Origin of the sequence: Streptomyces azureus (assembly GCF_001270025.1) — a bacterium.
GTDB lineage: Bacteria > Actinomycetota > Actinomycetes > Streptomycetales > Streptomycetaceae > Streptomyces > Streptomyces azureus.
The window spans coordinates 23,572-42,973 of record NZ_DF968291.1 but is presented as its reverse complement, the minus strand read 5'-3'; the positions used below and the strand labels follow the sequence as shown (position 1 = coordinate 42,973).

Sequence of the window (19,402 nt, the reverse complement as noted above, 5' to 3'; positions counted from 1 at the left end):
CCTTAGCCGAAGCTCTAGCGTCCCGCACCGCACCTCTCTTTGAGCCATCTGGCGCGAGCCGCCAGCTCGTGAGCCATCAGGCAGTGAGCCGAAGAGCCGCAGCCGCACTCGAGACAAGGACGTCAGCATGTCGGCATCGAGCAACATGAACTGGGACCGCCGGAACGTACTGCGGGCCGCGATGGGTCTGGCCGCCGCCGGCGGACTTGCCGCGTGCGGCAGCAACACGGGACGGGGCGGCGGGTCCGGGTCGGGTGAGGGCCTCGTCCAGTACTTCCACGCGTACGGCGAGGCCGGCGTCGAGCAGGCCGTCAAGCGCTACGCGAAGGCCTACAAGGGCGCCAACGTGACCACGCAGTGGATCACCGGCAACAACTTCGAGCAGAAGCTCTTCGCCGCGCTGCTCACCAAGAACGCGCCGGACGTCTTCGAGTTCCACCCGCAGATCCAGATGGTCAAGAGCGGCCAGGTGGCGGACCTGACCGACATCATCGAGCCGGTCAAGAACGACTTCAACCAGGCCGACATCAAGTCGCACACGGTCGACGGCAAGATATACGGCGTCCGGATGATCGACGACCCGCAGTTCCTCTTCTACCGGCCCTCGATGTTCGAGAAGGCGGGGGTCGAAGTTCCGACCACGCTGGAGGAGCTGATCGAGGCTGCCGACAAGCTGACCACGAGCAAGGTCAAGGGCATCTTCCTCGGCAACGACCTGACCAACATCGACCGCCCGCTGATCTGGTCGGCCGGTGCCGACACGCTCACCGCGGACAACAAGCCCGCCTTCAACACCGACGCCGTCGCCGAGGGCCTCAAGCAGCTGCGCGGTCTGTTCACCAGCGGCAACCTGCTCCTCGACGCCCCCGCCGACTCGTGGGACCCGTCGGCCTTCATCCAGGGCCTCACCGCGATCCAGTGGTGCGGCATGTGGGCCATGCCCGCCATGCAGAAGGCGCTCGGCGACGACATCGGCATCTTCCCGTTCCCGAAGGTCGGCTCGGCCGGCAAGCAGTCCGTCTACAACGGCGGCTGGTCGATGTTCGTCAACGCCAAGAGCAAGAACGTCGAGGCGGCCAAGGAATACGTGAAGTGGCTGTGGATCGACCAGAAGCAGTACCAGGAGGACTTCGCCACCTCCTACGGTTTCCACATCCCGCCGCGCACCTCCCTGGCCCAGTCCGCGGACAAGCTGAAGTCCGGCCTGCCGGCCGAGGGCGTGAAGCTCTTCAACGAGTTCGGCCACTTCGACAACATCGGCTGGACGCAGGCCATGATCGCCGCCTTCTGGGACGTGATCGCCAACACAGTCCGCAAGAACGGCGACCCGAAGGCCGCACTCGACGCCTGTGAGAAGAAGGTCGACGCCGAGCTCAAGAAGCTCTTCGGATAGACCACCGGACGGATCTCGACATGTCGACCACCACCACGCGCGGGGTCGCCCAGCCCGCCCCGGCCAAGGTCTCCCGGACCCGGCCGCGGCGGGGCCTGCGGGCGAACAGCACCTTCAACTTCTGGCTCTTCACCGGCCCGTTCCTGATCGGCCTGGTGATCTTCGTCTTCGTGCCCATCGGCTGGAGCGTCTGGCTCAGCTTCTTCGAGGCACGCTTCACCGTCACGCCGAGCGAGTTCGTCGGCTTCGACAACTACAAGCAGGTCCTGACGGACGCGGACTTCCGTAGCTCGCTCGTCACGTTCACCGTGTTCGCCGCGTTCATCGTGCCGGCCACCTGGGCCATGTCGCTGGGACTCGCCCTGCTGGTGAACCGGCTGCGGTTCATGCGGGCGTTCTTCCGGTCGGTGTTCTTCCTGCCGACCGCGGTCAGCTACGTGGCGGCCTCGCTGATCTGGAAGATGTCCATCTTCAACGGCGTCCGCTTCGGCATGGCCAACACCTTCCTCGGCTGGTTCGGCGTCGAGAACATCGCCTGGCTGGCCAACCCCGACCCGCCCTGGTACTGGCTGGTCATCGTGACCGTCCGCCTGTGGCTCCAGTCGGGCTTCTTCATGATCCTCTTCCTCGCGGCGCTGCAGAACATCCCGCAGGAGCTGTACGAGGCCGCCGCCATCGACGGCGCCAAGCCGGGCTGGCAGACCTTCCGGCACATCACGCTGCCCCAACTGCGGGCCACGTCCACCGCGGTGATCCTGCTCCTGCTGATCGCCGCCTACCAGGCCTTCGACGAGTTCTGGAACCTGCTGCCCAAGGCCACCTGGGGCCAGCCGCCGCTGGTCGAGCTGTACAAGATGGCCCTCGGCGAGAACCAGAACTACGGCGCGGGCAGCGCGGGCGCGGTCGTCCTGACCCTGCTCATCTGCGTCGTCACGCTGTTCCAGGGCAAGATCATGGGCTTCGGAAGGGGTGAGGAGTCCAAGTGACCACCACAGCACCCGACCTCGGGAAGGTCACGAAGCCGGCCAAGGCCAAGCGCGGCGGCGGCGTCATGAGCAGTACCGGCCTGTACATCGCGACCGGCATCGCGGCCGTCCTCTTCCTGATCCCCTTCTACCTCATCGTCCGCAACGCACTGATGACGGACCCGGAGATCACCGGGGAGGACTGGAAGTGGTTCCCCACCGCCATCCAGTGGGGCAACTTCGCCGAGCCGTTCAACGACGTCACGGTCGACTTCGCCCGGTCCCTGTGGAACTCGGTGGTCGTCGCCGTCCTGCACACCGCGGGCATCCTGCTGATCTGCTCGATGGCCGGATACGGTCTGGCCCGCATCCCGTACAAGCACGCCAACAAGGTGTTCTACGCCGTCCTGGCCACCCTGATGGTCCCCACGGCGGTCACCTTCGTGCCGAGCTTCGTGCTGGTCTCGTCCCTCGGCTGGGTGGACAGTTACCGGGGTCTCATCATCCCGGGCCTGTTCAGTGGTTTCACCTGCTTCCTGTTCCGGCAGTACTTCCTCGGGTTCCCGAAGGAGCTGGAGGAGGCGGCACGCGTGGACGGGCTCGGCTACTGGGGCGCGTACTGGCGGATCGTCGTACCCAACTCGCTGAACTTCTTCGCGGCGATGGCCACGATCACCTTCATCAACGGCTGGAACTCCTTCCTGTGGCCCCTGGTCATCGGACAGGATCCGAGTGCCTGGACAGTCCAGGTGGCTTTGTCGTCGTATATGACCAACCAGACCGTCAACTACCACCTGATCTTCATGGCCACGGCCATTTCCATCCTGCCCCTGGTGTTCGTCTTCCTCTTCCTCCAGCGCTGGCTGGTGCAGGGGATCGCCCAGACCGGCATCAAGGGCTGAGCTAGGAGACCGATGTCTTTCCGCACCTCCCCCAAGCTCTCGGCTCCGCTCGAGCAGGGGGGACCCCCAGCTGAGTACGTCGAGGACGTCTCCCCGGGCAGCGGGGCCCTGCCGCCCCGCGCCTGGTACGCGTCCTCGGACGCTCGGTCCCTGTCCCTGAACGGCAGCTGGCGCTTCCGGCTGTCCGCGACGATCGACGCCGAGGACGACTCGTTCGCCGAGGAGGGCTACGAGGCCGGGGGCTGGGCCGAGGTCACGGTCCCCGGGCACTGGGTCCTCCAGGGCGACGGGGCGTTCGGGTCCCCGATCTACACCAACCACCTCTACCCCTTCCCGGTGGACCCGCCGCACGTCCCGACGGAGAACCCGACCGGTGACCACCTGCGCGCCTTCGACCTGCCGTCCGACTGGCCGTCGGACGGCGGGGCGGTGCTGCGGTTCGACGGTGTCGAGTCCTGCGCCCGGGTGTGGCTGAACGGCACGGAACTCGGCGAGTTCAAGGGCTCCCGGCTGCCGCACGAGTTCGCGGTCGGGCACCTGCTGAAGCCGGGCGAAAACGTGCTGGCCGTGCGCGTGCACCAGTGGTCGGCCGGGTCGTACCTGGAGGACCAGGACCAGTGGTGGCTGCCGGGCATCTTCCGTGACGTGACGCTGCTGCACCGCCCGGCGGGCAGTGTGGGCGACTTCTTCGTGCACGCCTCCTACGACCACACCACCGGCGAGGGCACCCTGCGCGTCGACTCCGACGTCGACGGGCGGGTGACCGTCCCGGCCCTGGACATCGACGTCGCCACCGGCGAGTCGGTGACGGTGGCCGTGGAGCCGTGGACCGCGGAGACGCCGAGGCTCTACGACGGTGTGCTGGCCACCGAGGGCGAGCGGGTGCCGCTGCGGATCGGCTTCCGCACGGTCGTCCTCGAGGACGGGCTGATCAAGGTCAACGGCAGGGCCGTCCTCTTCAAGGGCGTCAACCGGCACGAGTGGCACCCCGAGCAGGGCCGCGCCCTCGACCTGGAGACCATGCGCGAGGACGTCCTGCTGATGAAGCGGCACAACCTCAACGCCGTGCGCACCTCGCACTACCCGCCGCACCCGGCCTTCCTCGACCTGTGCGACGAGTACGGCCTGTGGGTCATCGACGAGTGCGACCTGGAGACCCACGGCTTCACCGAGCAGGACTGGCGGGACAACCCGGTCGACGACGACCGCTGGACCCCGGCCCTGCTGGACCGTGCGGCGCGCATGGTCGAGCGGGACAAGAACCACCCGTCGATCGTCTTCTGGTCTCTGGGCAACGAGGCCGGTACCGGGCGCGGACTCACCGCCATGGCCGAGTGGATCCACGACCGCGACCCCGACCGGCTGGTGCACTACGAGGGCGACTGGAACTGCCGCGACACGGACGTGTACTCGCGGATGTACGCCTTCCACGACGAGGTCGACAAGATCGGGCAGCGGCTCGACGGCGGTACGCACAAGCGCCGTGAGCTCCCCTTCATCCAGTGCGAGTACGGCCACGCCATGGGCAACGGCCCGGGCGGGCTCGCCGACTACCAGGAGCTGTTCGAGAAGTACGAGCGGCTCCAGGGCGGGTTCATCTGGGAGTGGATCGACCACGGCGTCAAGCACCCCGAGCTGGGCTACGCCTACGGCGGTGACTTCGGGGAGGAGCTGCACGACGGCAACTTCGTCTGCGACGGACTGGTCTTCCCGGACCGGACACCGTCCCCGGGCCTCGTCGAGTACAAGAAGGTCATCGAGCCGGTCCACATCGAGGGCGACGGCGCGAACGGCATCGTGCGGATCACCAACAAGCAGGACTTCGCCGACCTGTCCGCGCTGGCCTTCGAGTGGTCGTGCCAGGTGGACGGCGAGACGGTCGAGTCGGGTTCGCTGTCGGTGCCGGCGCTCGCGCCGGGCGAGAGCGCCGAGGTGAAGCTGCCGGAGCCGCCCGTGGACGGCCGGGGCGGCGAACGCCAGTGGACCGTGCGGGCGCTGCTCGCGGACGACACGCTGTGGGCCGCGAAGGACCACGTCGTGGCCTGGGGGCAGTTCGCCGCGGGGGCACGGCCGCTGCCGTCCTTCCCGGCGACCGACCGTCCCGTGCGCGACGGGGACCGGTTCACCCTCGGCCCGGCCGCGTTCGACGCCCGCACCGGTGCGCTGCTGTCGATCGGCGACGTCGAGGTGAGCGCCCCGCGGCTGGACGTGTGGCGGGCGCCGACCGACAACGACGACGGCGCCGAATGGCAGACCGACACCCGCTACGGGATGCTGTGGCGCACGCTCGGACTGCACCGCATGCGGCACCGCCTGGTTGCGGTCGAGGCGGGCGACGACGCGCTGACGGTCCGCACCCGGGTGGCGCCCGCCGCCCGCGAGGTGGGCCTGGACACGGTGTACCGCTGGACGTCCGACGGCGAGCGGCTGAAGCTCACCGTGTCCGTGACGCCGGAGGGCGACTGGACCGTGCCGCTGCCCCGGCTCGGCGTCCGCTTCGGGCTGCCGGAGGCCGACGGGGTGGAGTGGTTCGGCGGCGGCCCGGGCGAGGCGTACCCGGACACCCGGACGGCGTCCATGGTGGGCCGCTGGCAGTCGACGGTGGACCGTCTCCAGACGCCGTACCTCCGCCCGCAGGAGAACGGCGCCCGCGCCGACGTCCGCTGGGTGGAGCTCGGCGGTCTGCGGATCGAGGGCGACCCGGAGTTCTGGTTCACCGCGCGGCGCTGGACCACCGAGCAGCTGGACGCGGCCCGGCACCGCACCGACCTCACACCCGGCGACACGGTGTGGGTCAACCTCGACCACGGGCAGCACGGCATCGGCTCGCAGTCCTGCGGTCCGGGTCCGCTGCCGCAGTACTTCCTGAAGGCCGAGCCGGCGGAGTTCGCGTTCGTGTTCTCGACCACCAGGTAAGAAATCGATGTAAGAAATCGATTAATCGATTGACCCATTGATCGACATTCCGACAGGGTCGGGACGTCATCCGCGGCCGGTCGGCCCTCGAAGCCGACCGGCCGCGACTGCGTTCACCGCAAGGAAGTTGGTGAGTCGGTTGAATGTCTCCATCGAGGTCCGCGGACTGTCCCGCACCTTCCACACCACCGTCCGCCGCCCCGGTTTCCTGGGCGCCGTCCGATCACTGGTCAATCCCGAGCGGGTGGCCAAGCACGCCGTCTCCGACATCACCTTCGACGTGGCCCCGGGCGAACTCCTCGCCCTGCTCGGCCCGAACGGCGCCGGCAAGTCCACCACCATCAAGATGCTGACCGGCATCCTCACGCCCACGTCCGGCGAGGCCCGGGTCGCGGGCGTGGTGCCGTACCGGGAGCGGGAGCGCAACGCCCGCAACGTCGGCGCCGTGTTCGGGCAGCGCACGCAGCTGTGGTGGGACCTGCCGGTGCGCGAGTCGTTCGCGATCCTGCGGGACATCTACGAGGTGTCGAAGGCCGAACACGCCGCCCGGCTCAAGGAGTTCGACGACATCCTGGACCTGTCGTCGTTCTGGGACACCCGGGTCCGTCATCTCTCCCTCGGCCAGCGGGTGCGCAGCGATCTGGCCGCCGCCCTGCTGCACGACCCGCCGGTGGTGTTCCTGGACGAGCCGACGATCGGCATGGACGTGGTGGTCAAGGAGCAGGTGCGGGAGTTCCTGCGCCACCAGGTCGAACAGCGCGGCCGTACGGTGCTGCTGACCACGCACGACATGACGGAGGTCGAGCGGCTCGCCGAGCGGGTGGTGCTGGTCAACCACGGCCGGCTGGTCCTGGACGGCACCCTCGACGAGATCCGCCGGAAGTTCGGCTCGACCTGGCAGGTGCGGGCCACGCTCGCCGACCCGCACGCCGAGGTCGTACCACCGCCCGGCATCACGCTGCTGCGGCGGGGCGGCGCGCAGGTCGTCTTCGGCCCCGACGGGACGGACGCGCCCACCGTCCACCAGGCGCTGAAGGCCGTGGTCGAGCGGTTCGAGGTGACGGACATCGCCCTGGACGAGGCGGACCTGGAAGACGTGATGCGGGCCGCGTACGTGCACGACGGGGAGGTCTGACGTGGCCGCGCTGCACGCCTGGCGCGCCGCGCGCGTCACCCCGCTCGGCGAGCTGAACGCCCCGCCCCGGATGACCGCCGTAGCGCTCCGGCTGGCCGTTCAGGTGGTGCTGGTCTGGTCGCTGTGGCGCGGCCTGTACGCGCAGACCGGCACGACCGCCGGCCTGAGCCGCGACCAGGCGGTGACCTACGCCGTACTGGCCGTCCTGGCGTCCCGGCTGCGGGAGCTGGACCAGTACGCGGGCCGGGACACGGTCCTCCAGCACATGCACTTCGGCACCATCGTCTACTGGTACCTGCGTCCGCTGCCGCCGCAGCGCTACTACGCCCTGCGGGCCGCCGGCGAGCAGCTGTACGGGCTCGCGTGGGCGCTGACGGGGTACGTCATCTGCCTGGCGGCGGGGGTCATAGAGCCGCCCCGCTCGGCCCCGGTGGCCGGGGTGTTCGTGCTCAGCATGCTGCTGGGCCAGTGGGTCCTGTACTACGTCATGCTGGTGCTCGACCAGTTGTGCTTCTGGACGGTCCGCAACACCGCCGCGATGCTCATCCTGCTGTTCGCGCAGAACCTGCTGTCCGGGGTGTACGCGCCGCTGTGGTTCTTCCCGGACTGGTTCGTGACGATGAGCGCCTTCCTGCCCTTCCAGGCGACGCTGAGCGTGCCGCTGTCGCTGTACGTGGGGCGGATCCCCTTGTCCGACGCGGCCTTCCAGCTCTCCGTCCAGGCCGCGTGGGTCGTGGTGCTGGCGCTGTTCACCCGGCTGCTGTGGCGGCGGGCCGCCCGGCGTGTGATCTCGCAGGGAGGCTGAGATGTCGGTGAAGGCTCTGCGGATCGTGTGGCGCGTCACGGCGCTCAACTTCCGCGCGCAGATGGAGTACCGCACCGAGTTCCTGCTGATGATCGCGATCGGGGCGATCTGGCAGGTGTCGGTGATCGTGTTCGCCACGGTGCTGCTGTCCCGGTTCGCCGGGATGGGCGGCTGGGACAGCTCGGACGTGCTGCTGATCCCGGCGACCCGCATGCTGGCGCACGGTCTGTTCGTGCTGTTCCTGGGGCGGATGCACTGGGCCGGCCGGCAGATCCAGGAAGGCCGGGTCGACATCTACCTGATGCGCCCGATGCCGGTCCACCGGCAGATGCAGCTGGCCTTCTTCCCCACCAACGCCATCGGGGACCTGACGGTCGCGGCGGGTCTGATGGTGGGCGCGCTGTCCCGCAGCGATCTCGACTGGACGGCGGGCCGCATCACGTATCTGGTCGCGGCCGTGCTCGGCGGCATGCTTCTGGAGGCGGCCCTGTTCACGGTCGTGGCCAGCGCGTCCCTGCGCTTCCCGGCCTCCGACTACTGGGGCCGCTGGCTGGAGGAGCTCCTCGGCACGTTCGGCAGCTACCCGCTGAACGTCCTCCCCAAGGCGGTGGGCGGTTTCCTGACCTACGGTCTCCCGCTCGCGTTCGTCGCCTACTTCCCGGCGGCGGTCCTCACCGGCCACGGCCACACCACCGGCGTGCCGTACTGGCTGGCGGCGGCCTCACCGCTGCTCGGGCTGCTGGCGTATCTGGGGGCGCGGCTGCTGTGGCGGTGGAGTCTGCGGCACTACAGCGGGATCAACGGGTGAGGTTCCGGCCCGATCCGCGGGGTCAACGGGTGAGAGCGCGGCCCGATCCGCGGATCGGGGTGAACAGGGCGGTCACGGCGAGCAGGACGCAGGTGGCTCCGGCGGCCAGGGCCACCGGGGTCGTGCCCTGTTCCTCGGCGGCCCAGGTCAGCACGGCCGCGCCGATCGGTGCCGCCGCGTACTGAAGCGTCCAGAAGGCGGACGTGACGCGGCCCAGGAGGTGCTCGGGGGTGACCTCCTGGCGCAGCGACATCGAGCAGGTGCCCGCCATGCCGGCGCAGGCGAGGAAGGCGGCGCTCAGGGCCGCGACGACCGGCACGTCACGGGCCCAGCCGAGACCCGCGAAGGCCAGCCCGCACACCGCGACCGAGCCGGTCCACGTCGGGCCGAAGCCGAGGCGGCGACGGAACCGGGCCACGAGCAGAGCACCGGTGATGGTGCCGAGCGCGCCGACCGCCATGACGGTGCCGACCGTGCCGTCGTCATGGCCGAGATCGTGCTTGAGGTGGTAGATGACCAGGTCGTTCAGGCCGAGCGTGAGGAAGCTGAAGACGAACAGCAGAGCGGTGAGCGAGCGCAGCACGGGGTGGCCGTAGAGGAAGGCGGCGCCGGTGCGCAGGTCCTGCCACAGGCCGGTGCGCTCACAATTGTGCTGCCCCGGCCGCTCGTCCGGTGTGCGCTTGCGGAACCGTACGAAGAACAGGCACGCGGCCGACACACCGAAGCTGGCCGCGTCCACTCCGACCGCCGCGGCCGGGCCTGACCAGGCGGCGACCACTCCCGCGCACAGCGGCCCGAGGACGCCCGCGGCGGCGGCCGTCGCGTTCAACCGTCCGTTCGCCTCCGTGAGTTGGGCGGTGCCGACCAGGCCCCGCACGACCGTGACGTAGCCGACCGCGAACAGCATGCCGACGGCCTCGCACATCGGCAGCACCACGTACAGCAGCCAGATCTGCGGGCCGAACAGCCACACCAGCGGGACCACCCCGTACAGCCCCATGCGCGCGAGGTCGCAGGCGATGAGCAGCCGCCGCCGGTCCACCCGGTCCACCACGGCCCCGGCGAACACCGCCGCCACGACCGAGGCCGCCCCGCCCGCCGCCGTCAGCAGACCCATCCGCGCGACCGAACCCGTGGCCTCCAGCACCAGCAGGGGCAGGGCGATCAGCGCGAAGGAGTCGCCGAGCACGGAGAGGGTCTGCGCGGCCCAGAAGATGCCGAAGTCGCGCTGCCGCCACAGGGGACGGGTGCCGGGTAAGCCCTCGTCGGCGACGTCCTCGCGCCGCGCCGCCCCGTGCGTCATGCCGCCGCCTCCCCGTGTCCCCACCGCCCGGCCCCGGCAACCTTACGGCTCCCCGCGGCGACCGAGGAATGCCGCACCCGCCCGCATTCCGATGCCCGCGCAAATCGATACCGGTGGGCGGTGCGGACGGAGTAGTGTCCGCACCGTGAGGTGATCTCTCCCGCGGTGTCCCCGACACCGCAGACGCGAACCCGACCCGTACCCCTGACGTTCCGCAGGGAGAGATCACCATGCACATCACCTTGGGCGACACCCCTGACGACACCCTGGCCGCCTTCACCGCACGGGCGGCCGCCGATCCCGGCGTCGCCGGGCTGGTGCTCAGCGGTTCCCGGGTCCACGAGGGCATGCCGACGGTCCACTCCGACTACGACCTGCACGTGATCCTGAGGGACCGGCACGCCTCGCCGATCGCCGAGTTGGACTGGTTCCGCTCCGCCCACCTGGACCTCGTGGTCATTCCGCTGGCGGAGTTCCGCACGCGCGGCATGCCCGGCCGCCCGGACAGCTTCGCGCGCTACTCCTACGTCCACGCCGAGGTGCTGCTCGACCGGCTCGACGGGACCATCGCCCGGATCCTCGACGAGAAACGGACGCTGGGCGCCGGCGAGGCCCGGGCCGCCGTCGACGGCTGGCTCGACGCGTACGTCAACCAGACCTACCGCTCCCTCAAGAGCTACCGCGACGGCCGCCCCGCCATGGGCCACCTGGACGCCGCCGAGTCCGTCCCCTACGCCCTGGAGGTGCTCTTCGCCCTGCACCGCCGCGTCCGGCCCTACAACAAGTACCTCCAGTGGGAGCTGGAGCGGAGCCCGCTGGGCGACCGGCGGTGGGACGCCGACCGGCTCCTGCCCGTGCTGCGCCGCCTGCTCGCCGACGGCGACCCGCACACCCAGCGCACCCTCTTCATGGCCGGCGCGGTCCTGCGCCCGCTCGAGGGCGGCGCGCGCATCGCCCCGTACATGGTCGCCACTGCCGACAAGGCTCCAGGACTCGAACTCCTGGAGCGGTCGGTCAACGGTGTGCCGGGTCTGGTGGCCCAGCGTGCCGGCGTCGTCATGACCGTGGCCTCGTTCGACGTCTCCGACGGGCGCGTCACCCGGGTCTGGGTGGTCCGCAACCCGGAGAAGCTGCGGCCGTGGGCGTGGTCGTAGCCCCGGTCTGCCGTTTCATCTCCCACTGTTTCCCCCTTGTCCCTTGCGCCTCGCCCGAGTTGGCATCGAACCTGAGCATCGTTCATGTCCCGCTCTGCCTCCCCGACCGGAGACACCCCCACCATGAGACGACTCCTCGGCGCCCTCGCCGCTGCCGCCCTGACCCTCACCGGACTGACCGCGACCTCCGCGACGCCCGCCGCCGCCGCGGAATCCGGCTCCTTCAACGTGCTGACGTACAACATCGCGGGCCTCCCCCTCGGGCTCGGCGACAGCGACCCCGAGACCAACACCCCGCTGATCGGGCAGCGGCTCGGGCCGTACGACATCGTGAATGTGCAGGAGGACTTCAACTACCACGCCTCGCTGTACGCCAACGACAAGCACCCCTACCGCACGGCGACCAGTGGTGGCGCGGCCTTCGGTGACGGGCTCAACACCCTCTCGGACCACTCCTTCGAGGACTTCCAGCGGGTGAAGTGGAACGCCTGCACCGGCACCAACTGCCTGACGCCCAAGGGGTTTTCGCTGGCCCGGGTGAGGCTCGCGGAGGGCGTCTTCGTCGACGTGTACAACGTCCACACCAACGCCGACTCGACCGACGACGCGCTGGCCGCACGCCGGGCCAACGTCGAGCAGCTCTCCGACTTCGTCCAAGCCAACTCGGCGGGCAACGCGGTGATCGTCATGGGGGACACGAACACGCGGTACACCCGCACCGGCGACAACATCCGCACGCTGCTGTCCGAGAACGGCCTGACGGACGCGTGGGTGAAGCTGGTGAAGGGCGGTACGCCACCCGCCCAGGGCAGCGACGCGCTGGTCTGTGACGAAGCGGTGCCGACGAACGACTGCGAGGTCGTGGACAAGGTCCTCTACCGGGGCAGCAAGCTGCTGACGCTCACCGCGACCCGCTACGCCAACGACTGGAAAGCCTTCCTCCGCTCGGACGGCAAGCACCTCTCCGACCACTTCCCGCACGCGGTCGACTTCTCCTACACGCTCAACTCGTCCCTGCGGGCGAGCGACTTCTTCGGCGGCCCGCACGGCACGGCCTTCAACGACGCGGACGACCTGCCGGCGAACCCCGCTCCCCGCGCCCTCACCCTGCGCGGCGGCACCCGCCTGGACGCGGTGTCCCTGACCCACGACGGCGGGACGGCCCTGACCCACGGCGGCACGGGCGGCACGGCGACCTCGCTGACGCTGGCCTCGGGCGAGCACCTGACCTCGGTGAAGCTGACCCAGGGCCAGAAGGACGGCCGTACCCGGATCTTCTCGGCGTCCTTCACGACGGACAGGAACCGCACCTTGTCCGCCGGCACGGCCACGTCCGCCGCGAAGACCTTCACGGCCCCGTCCGGCTGGCAGATCGTGGGCTTCACGGGCCGCGCGGGCGGAGAGATCGACAAGCTGGGGGTGATTTACGCGCCGATCCGCTGAGCTCGTACTACGCTCTTCCCTCATGCCCAGAGCCGGCCTCACCCCCGACCGCCTCGTCGCCGCCGCGGCCGATCTCGCCGACGAGGCCGGCTTGGATCACGTCACCCTCTCCGCCCTGGCCCGCCGCTTCAGGGTGAAGGACGCGAGTCTTTACACCCACGTGCGGAACCTCAAGGACCTGCGCACGCGGATGGCCCTCCTCGCGGGCGGCGAGATGATCGACCGGATCGCCGCGGCGGTCGAAGGGCGGGAGGCCGGCCGGGACACGCTCGGGGCCTACGCCGGCGCCTACCGGGCCTACGCCCTGGAGCACCCCGGCCGGTACGCGGCGACACAGATCCCGATCGACCAGGACCTGGTCGCGGACTCTCCGGCGATGCGCCGCACGGCCGACATCACCTACGGCATGCTCCGCGCCTACGGCCTGGAGGAACCCGACCTCACCGACGCCGTGCGCCTGCTGCGCAGCACCTTCCACGGCTACTGCGCCCTGGAGTCCACCGGTGCCTTCGGCGCGCCCCGTGACGTACAGGCGTCCTGGGACAGGGCGATCGACGCCCTGCACGTACTGCTTCGGAACTGGCCCCACGGACAGAGGACGACCGATGCGTGACACAGCCGACTCCATAGCGCGGACCTACGCCCTCGGCGCCGGGCCCTGGACCATGACACCGGTCACCCGGGGCGCACTGGGCCAGATCTGGAAGCTCACCGGAAACGGGTCCTCGTGGGCCGTGAAGGAGCTCCTCTTCGGCTGCGACGAGGCACAGGTGCGCCGCGAGGCCGCGCTCCGGGACTCCGCTGCGGACCTGGGCATCGCCTCGCCCCGTCTCCACCCCGACCGCCAGGGCGCGCACGTCTCCCGCCTCGGCGCCCCGGCCGGGTCCTGGGTGAAGCTGTACGACTGGGTCGACGGCACCCGGGCGGACGCGTCCGACCCGGACGTCCTGGACTGGTTCGGCCGGACCATGGCGCTGCTGCACCAGGCCGGTGAGGGCGCCGTCGAGACGCCGGGCGACTGGTACGAGCGGTGTCCTGACGAGGCCGACTGGGAGGACGTCCTCGAGAAGGTGCGGGACGCCGGCCTGCCGTGGGCGGACGAGCTGGGCCGGTTCGTCGCCACGTCCGCGCCCCGGCTGGCGCACTGGGTGACACCGTCGGCCCCCGGCGGTCTCGTGACCTCGCACCTCGACCTCCAGCCCCAGAACGTCCTGGTCGGCCCGCACGGGCCGGTCCTCCTCGACTGGGACAACGCCGGGCCGATCTCGGCGGAACGGGAGCTCGCGCGGGCCGTGTACGTGTGGTCGGGCCGCAACGAGGTGGACATCGCGTCCGCCCGGCGTCTGGTCCGGGCCTACCGGGATGCCGGAGGCCGGGCCGTGGTCACGGGCCCGCAGTCGTTCTCGATGCTCTTCGCCACGGACCTGAACTACATCCATGTGCAGGCGGAGACGGCCGTCGATCCCGCCGTGACCGCCGCGCAGCGCGAGTTCGCGGGCGACCAGGTCGTCACCTGCCTGCGCGGCCTGCCGGACCTCGCTGCCGTGTCGCTGCTGGTCGCCGCGCTCAACACCTGACGGAACCGCCTGCGGAAGCCTACGGAGCGACCTGACGAGCCACGTCCTCGTACGACGGAGTCGGCCCCGTCGGCGTCCGGCCGGCCCGGATCTCCGCCGCCGCCTCCAGGGCCGCGCCCAGCGCCCGCCGGTACAGCAGCGAGCCGAGGCTGATCCGGCGTACGCCGGCCTCGGCGAGGTGGAGGACGGAGGGGCCGTCCGGTGAGTAGAGGACGTTGAGGGGGGCGTGGACGCGGCGCACCAAGGTGGCGATCTGCCGCAGGTCGGTGAGGCCGGGGACGAACAGGCCGTCCGCGCCCGCCTGTTGGTAGGCGTCGAGCCGTGCGAACGTGTCGGTGACGTCGCCGTCGCCGAGCCAGTGCGTGTCGGTGCGGGCGTTGACGAAGAGGCCGGGGACGGCCTCCTTGACCGCGGCGATCTTCGCCGCGTGCCGGTCGGCGGGCCCGAGTCCGTCCTCCAGGTTGATGCCGGCCACTCCCACGGCGTACAGCTCGCGCGCGAACTGGGCCACCTCGTCCGGGTCCTCGCTGAAGCCGCCCTCGGCGTCGACCGACACCAGGAACGGCTCCGAGCCGAGCGCGAAGGCCAGCCGGAGCGTCTCCTCCCGGGTCGCCGCCTCGCCGTCGGGCAGCCCCGCGGCCGCGGCGACGCCCAGGCTCGTCGTCGCGACCGCCCGGTACCCCTGCCCCGCGAGGGCCCGGGCGGACGCGCAGTCCCAGGCGTTGGGCAGCAGGAGCGGCTCGTCGGCGTGGTGAAGGTCCGCGAAGGCGGTGTCCGCCCCGTCGTACCGTGTCTGCTTCGGGTGAGCGGTCATGGGGCCACGCTAGGCGCGGATCGCTTCGGTCCGGACCGAAGTGCGGCCGACGTGAGGCCGCCTCGGCGCCCCACCCGCCTCAGGCCGTGAGCGGCGCCACCTCCACTCCCGAACCGTCCAGCAGGACCCGCGCCCCGTCCCCGTCGCTCCAGCGGACCTCGACCGACCCCGGCTCGTCCACCCGCACGGAGACCAGTTCCGTCAGCGGGACCGGGTCCGGCTCGCCCGTCAGCCGGGCCAGGGCGACGAACAGCGTGGCGCCGTCGCCGGTGACGCCGGTGAGGGCGTCGTCGAGGCCGGCCGCGGGCAGGAGTTCGGCCCGCAGGCCCTCCTCCGCCGGCCAGCCGGTGACCCGTACGGGCGTCCCGGGCTCGGCGTCCGTCACCAGATGCGCCCGTACCTCCGCCGCCCCGTGCGCCAGCACCACACTCGTCACCCGGGCTCCTCCGCCCGCCGTGTGCCGCGAGGCCGCCCAGCCCTCGCCGACGCCCAGCGGTTCGATGCCGGTGCGGCTCGGGTCGTCGCCGACGAGCACGCTGTTGTCGTAGGAGGGGGACGGGGCCGTGACGGTCGAGTAGGCCAGGCGCGTGTAGTACGGGTCGTAGCGGACGTCCTCGCTGCCGTGGTTGTGGAGGCGGACCACACCGTCGGAACGGGTGGACTGGAGCAGCCAGTTGGGAGGGCCGACGGGGGTGACGGCGTCCGCGCGCTCGGCCGGGGCGGGTTCCTCCGCCGCCGTCCACACCTCGTGGCCGGGCGGCAGGAGCAGGCCGAGGAAGCCCTTGCTCGCCCAGTACGGGGAGGCCGGGCCCGAGTAGCCCTGGAGGACCGACTCGTCGGGGCCGTGCCAGCCCAGGGAGAGCAGGCCCCGGTCGTCCACCGCACCCCGGTCGAGGAAGTAGCGCAGTGCTCCCGAGGCCAGGCGCCGGGTCTCCCCCGGCGGCAGAGGCGTACGGCCGGTCAGTGCGCCCAGCCACAGCGGTGCCGTCGTCGCGAAGCGGTATGTCAGGGACCGGCCCTGGTGCATGGGAGCGCCGTCGCCGCCGAACAGGCGGGCGTAGTCGGAGAGATGACGTTCGAGGCGCGCCCCGTACAGCTCCAGCAGGCGCTCGTCCCGCTCCAGCCAGGCGTGCAGCACCGGGTAGAGGTGCATGGCCCAGCCGTTGTAGTAGTCGAACTTGCGGCCGTCGCCGTCGGTGTACCAGCCGTCGCCCACGTACCACTGCTCGATGCGCTCCAGGCCGCGCTCGATCGCCGCGCGGGACGCGTCCGGCTCGTGGCCGATCTCGGCCAGGAAGCCTCCCACCATGACCGGGAACAGCTCCCAGTTGCAGGGCCAGGCCTCGGCGGTGAGCGCGTCGCCGAGCCAGGCCGCCGTCCGCTGCCGTACGCCGTCGTCCAGCCGGTCCCACAAGAGGTCCCGCGTCAGGCGCAGGGCGAATGCGATCGACGCGGCCTCCACCAGGGGCTGGCTGCGGTCCTCGATGCGGGGCCAGACACCCGAGACTCCGGCGGCCAGGCCGTCGGCGTAGCGCTCCAGGGCCTTCTCGTCGCGGCGGAAGGCGGCCAGCAGCAGGGTGCGGGCGTAGCCCTCCAGTCCGTCGGAGAGGCGGCCCGACCAGCTGGTCCGGTCACCGGGCAGGTAGTAGAGGGCGCGGTCTTCGGTCGCGTACGGCTCGACGGCGGTGAGCAGGGCGTCGGCCGCCGCCTCCCAGTGGGCGCGGGTGTAGCCGGTGTACGCGGAGGTCGTGCGGTCGGCGGGCGGCAGCTGCATCGCGTCTCTTTCGTGCCGGGACAGGTCGGAAACGGTTGGACCTGGAGCGCCCCGGTTCCGGTCGGGGCGCCCCAGGGGTTCATCCCACCCGCACCTTGCCCTTCGGCACCAGATGCTGGGTGACGAGTTCGTCGCGGACCAGGCCCGCGTAGGCCGTGGCACCGCGCACGGAGGTGTGCGTGTTGTCCCGCGCCTCGTTGGTGAGGTACAGGGCCTTGGAACCCTCCACGCCCAGGGACTCGACGAGTGCCTTCGTCTTCGCCGTGAGGTCGATCAGCGGGACGTCCCGCTCGGCCGCGACGGAGCGTGTGACCGCCGGGTGGTCGACGCCCAGGCCGTTGACCAGGAGCGCGGTTCCGTTGTTCAGCGTGCCGTCGGGGTTGAACCAGCGCCGCACGATGGGAGTGACAAGGACCGGCTGTCCGCCCCGCTCCCGGACTCCCGCCACCAGGGTCTCCAGGTTGGCCCGGTAGGTGGCCTCGTCCGTGGTCTTGTCGTTGTGGGCGAGCTGGACGAGGACCAGGTCGCCGGGGCGGATCAGGGGCCGTACGGTGGCCCACAACCGCGGGTTCCCCAGAAACGTGACCGTACTCTCGCCGGAATCGGCGTAGTTGGCGACGGACACGCCCTTGCGGAGGTATTGGGGCAACTGCTGGCCCCAGCCGGAGTACGGGTCGCCGGGCTGATCGCAGACGGTGGAGTCGCCGACCAGGAAGATCTGGCGCGTGTGCCGGGCCGGGGTGACCTTGATGCCGGCGAGGGCGGGGGCGGAGCCGCCGATCCTCAGGTCGAGGCCGGGGGTTCCGTCAGGTCCGGTGGGCTCGCCCTCGGGGGTGCGGACGTTCACGGTGAAGGTGCGGGTGACGCGCTCGCCCGCCGGTGCGGCCGTCTCCGGCAGCAAGGCACGGCGGGTCTCGCCGCTGACGCTCGTGGCGGACGCGGTCTTTCCGCCGAGCACGACCCGCACGTCGTACGTGCCGGGCGGGACGTCGAAGTGGCAGGCGTCGGCGGTGCAGTTCGCGAGGCCCGGCCTTCCGCCCTCCCCCACGCTCGAACCGCCTCGCGCGGGGGGACCCCCATCGCCCGCATGGGCGGGCACGGCGGACAGGGCGGTGCCCAGCGTCACAGCCGCCAGCACGGCAATGTTGAAACGTCTCACTCGCAGCTCCTCCGTCACGGCGACAAGGCCTGGCGGCTGAACGTATCGCTTGCGGCAAGCGCTTTCTAGACCTGGGCTCGATTTCGCAACGATGCTCCTTCCGAGCGCGTGAAAGCCCTTTCGCGAAATCGATTCAACTGGCACGGTCGCTCTCGCTCTCGCTCTCCCCCGCAGCCCCACTGGTCTTCAAGGTGAGCAAGTCCACCGGCGACCTGACCTCCCTGGTCTACGGGGCACGGAGTACCACGGCTACGGCGGCATGAACTCGCACATCGAGTCCGGCCTCGGCGCCTCCACCGTGAGCCTCAGGCAGTCCGGCTCGACGATCCTGGTCCCGGTCACGCACGGCACACTCAGGCACTACTTCGCGGCCCGCAGCGGCGAGAACAACGCCTACCTGTGCACGATCAAGGCCGAGGGCCAGCGATTTGGTCTCCAGAGCCCGTACGTCATCACCTTCACGGACGGCGGGGCGCCTTCCCCGGCGCTGTTCCCGGGCACGCTGACCACACCGTGGGCCGATGCGCTCGGCGTCCCCGGGGCACGTGCCGGCGAGCAGCCGGGGGAAGGTCGCGGGCGCCGGGAGATCCGGGCGGAACACGGCGTGCCCGTACACGGTCGGGCTGGCCAACGCGGCGGCGCAGTACTGGGGTCCGGCGCGTTCCTCGGACGGCTACTTCTCCATCCCGGGTGTGCTGCCGGGGACGTACACGCCGACCGTCTTCAAGGGCGAGCCGGCGAGCGCGATCTCGCGGGCCGGCGACTCCACGCGGACCTGATGACGTACGCGCATCCGTTCCGGCGCGCGGGCCGCGTCCCGGACGGGGAACGTCGTCATCGGCGACGGCGAGACCGCGGCCTTCCCCTGCTGCTTCTGGAAGGACGTCAACAGCGGGGTGCTGGTGCACTTCCGGCTGACGGCGGCCCAGGCGGCGTCCGCGCACACCCTGCGGCTCGAAGGACGACGGCGTACGCGAACGGCCGGCCCCAGGTCACCGTCAACGACGCCTGGGCCCCGGCCATCCCTCCCCGCCCACCCAGCCGAACACCCGGTCGCTGACCACCGGTTCGTACCGCGGCAACAACCACACGTTCACGTACAGAGTGCCGGCGTCCGCTCGGAAGACGGACCCGAGTCAGTACAACGTGCTCAGGATCGACGTGGTGAGCGGGTCGGGGGCGACCGGCTCCCTCAGTGCGGGGACGGCGATCGACGCGATCGACCTGCTGACGTAGCGGCCGTCACGGCGGGTG

Annotated in this window: 15 protein-coding genes and 1 pseudogene; 12 read left to right on the top strand and 4 right to left on the bottom strand. The window is 70.8% G+C overall.

Annotated features, from left to right (window positions below):
* Positions 1 to 127: 127 nt before the first annotated feature.
* The 7 genes from AOQ53_RS19075 to AOQ53_RS19045 all read left to right on the top strand — a co-directional run bounded on the left by AOQ53_RS19075 (position 128) and on the right by AOQ53_RS19045 (position 8,924).
* Positions 128 to 1,393: an ABC transporter substrate-binding protein gene (locus tag AOQ53_RS19075; protein WP_059418879.1), complete on the top strand. Its 1,266-nt coding sequence runs from the start codon at positions 128 to 130 to the stop codon at positions 1,391 to 1,393.
* A gap of 20 nt (positions 1,394 to 1,413) precedes the next feature.
* Positions 1,414 to 2,379: a carbohydrate ABC transporter permease gene (locus AOQ53_RS19070; RefSeq protein WP_059418876.1), complete on the top strand. Its 966-nt coding sequence runs from the start codon at positions 1,414 to 1,416 to the stop codon at positions 2,377 to 2,379.
* A complete protein-coding gene (locus AOQ53_RS19065; RefSeq protein WP_059418875.1) occupies positions 2,376 to 3,260 on the top strand; it encodes a carbohydrate ABC transporter permease in 885 nt (294 codons plus the stop codon). The genes AOQ53_RS19070 and AOQ53_RS19065 overlap by 4 nt, the downstream gene beginning before the upstream one ends.
* Before the next feature lie 12 nt (positions 3,261 to 3,272).
* Positions 3,273 to 6,176, top strand: a complete 2,904-nt coding sequence (locus AOQ53_RS19060; RefSeq protein ID WP_059418874.1) for a glycoside hydrolase family 2 TIM barrel-domain containing protein — start codon at positions 3,273 to 3,275, stop codon at positions 6,174 to 6,176.
* Between the two features lie 139 nt (positions 6,177 to 6,315).
* Entirely contained in the window at positions 6,316 to 7,311 is a 996-nt protein-coding gene (locus AOQ53_RS19055) for an ABC transporter ATP-binding protein (RefSeq protein WP_059418872.1), read from the top strand.
* A gap of 1 nt (position 7,312) precedes the next feature.
* Positions 7,313 to 8,116 (top strand): ABC-2 family transporter protein, encoded by an 804-nt coding sequence (locus AOQ53_RS19050; RefSeq protein WP_059418871.1) that lies wholly within the window; start codon positions 7,313 to 7,315, stop codon positions 8,114 to 8,116.
* Position 8,117: 1 nt separating this feature from the next.
* Complete coding sequence (locus AOQ53_RS19045; protein ID WP_059418868.1) at positions 8,118 to 8,924, top strand: ABC transporter permease; 807 nt, start codon at positions 8,118 to 8,120, stop codon at positions 8,922 to 8,924.
* 22 nt (positions 8,925 to 8,946) lie between these two features.
* On the opposite strand, the gene AOQ53_RS19040 is transcribed toward AOQ53_RS19045, so the two are convergent.
* Positions 8,947 to 10,227: an MFS transporter gene (locus AOQ53_RS19040; protein ID WP_059418866.1), complete on the bottom strand. Its 1,281-nt coding sequence runs from the start codon at positions 10,225 to 10,227 to the stop codon at positions 8,947 to 8,949.
* A gap of 230 nt (positions 10,228 to 10,457) precedes the next feature.
* Here AOQ53_RS19040 and AOQ53_RS46360 point away from each other — a divergent pair, with 230 nt between their 5' ends.
* From AOQ53_RS46360 to AOQ53_RS19020, 4 genes are all read left to right on the top strand, one after another.
* Positions 10,458 to 11,381 (top strand): sigma-70 family RNA polymerase sigma factor family protein, encoded by a 924-nt coding sequence (locus AOQ53_RS46360; protein WP_078945386.1) that lies wholly within the window; start codon positions 10,458 to 10,460, stop codon positions 11,379 to 11,381.
* Positions 11,382 to 11,504: 123 nt separating this feature from the next.
* Positions 11,505 to 12,824: a jacalin-like lectin gene (locus tag AOQ53_RS19030; RefSeq protein ID WP_059418864.1), complete on the top strand. Its 1,320-nt coding sequence runs from the start codon at positions 11,505 to 11,507 to the stop codon at positions 12,822 to 12,824.
* A 22-nt stretch (positions 12,825 to 12,846) separates the two neighbouring features.
* Positions 12,847 to 13,437 carry a TetR-like C-terminal domain-containing protein gene (locus AOQ53_RS19025; protein WP_059418862.1) on the top strand — a complete coding sequence of 197 codons (591 nt, stop codon included), beginning with the start codon at positions 12,847 to 12,849 and terminating at the stop codon, positions 13,435 to 13,437.
* Entirely contained in the window at positions 13,430 to 14,401 is a 972-nt protein-coding gene (locus AOQ53_RS19020; protein WP_059418860.1) for a phosphotransferase enzyme family protein, read from the top strand. Before AOQ53_RS19025 ends, AOQ53_RS19020 begins: the two co-directional genes overlap by 8 nt.
* A 19-nt stretch (positions 14,402 to 14,420) precedes the next feature.
* Here the strand turns inward: AOQ53_RS19020 and AOQ53_RS19015 are convergent, their stop codons facing one another.
* The 3 genes from AOQ53_RS19015 to AOQ53_RS19005 form a co-directional block, all read right to left on the bottom strand.
* Positions 14,421 to 15,215: an isocitrate lyase/PEP mutase family protein gene (locus AOQ53_RS19015; RefSeq protein ID WP_059418858.1), complete on the bottom strand. Its 795-nt coding sequence runs from the start codon at positions 15,213 to 15,215 to the stop codon at positions 14,421 to 14,423.
* 79 nt (positions 15,216 to 15,294) lie between these two features.
* Positions 15,295 to 16,989, bottom strand: coding sequence for a DUF2264 domain-containing protein (locus AOQ53_RS19010; RefSeq protein ID WP_059418857.1), 1,695 nt, complete (start codon positions 16,987 to 16,989; stop codon positions 15,295 to 15,297).
* Positions 16,990 to 17,068: 79 nt separating this feature from the next.
* Positions 17,069 to 18,148 (bottom strand): rhamnogalacturonan acetylesterase, encoded by a 1,080-nt coding sequence (locus tag AOQ53_RS19005; protein WP_059418855.1) that lies wholly within the window; start codon positions 18,146 to 18,148, stop codon positions 17,069 to 17,071.
* A 29-nt stretch (positions 18,149 to 18,177) separates the two neighbouring features.
* Here AOQ53_RS19005 and AOQ53_RS41275 point away from each other — a divergent pair.
* Positions 18,178 to 19,384: pseudogene (locus AOQ53_RS41275) on the top strand (rhamnogalacturonan lyase B N-terminal domain-containing protein).
* Positions 19,385 to 19,402: the final 18 nt, after the last annotated feature.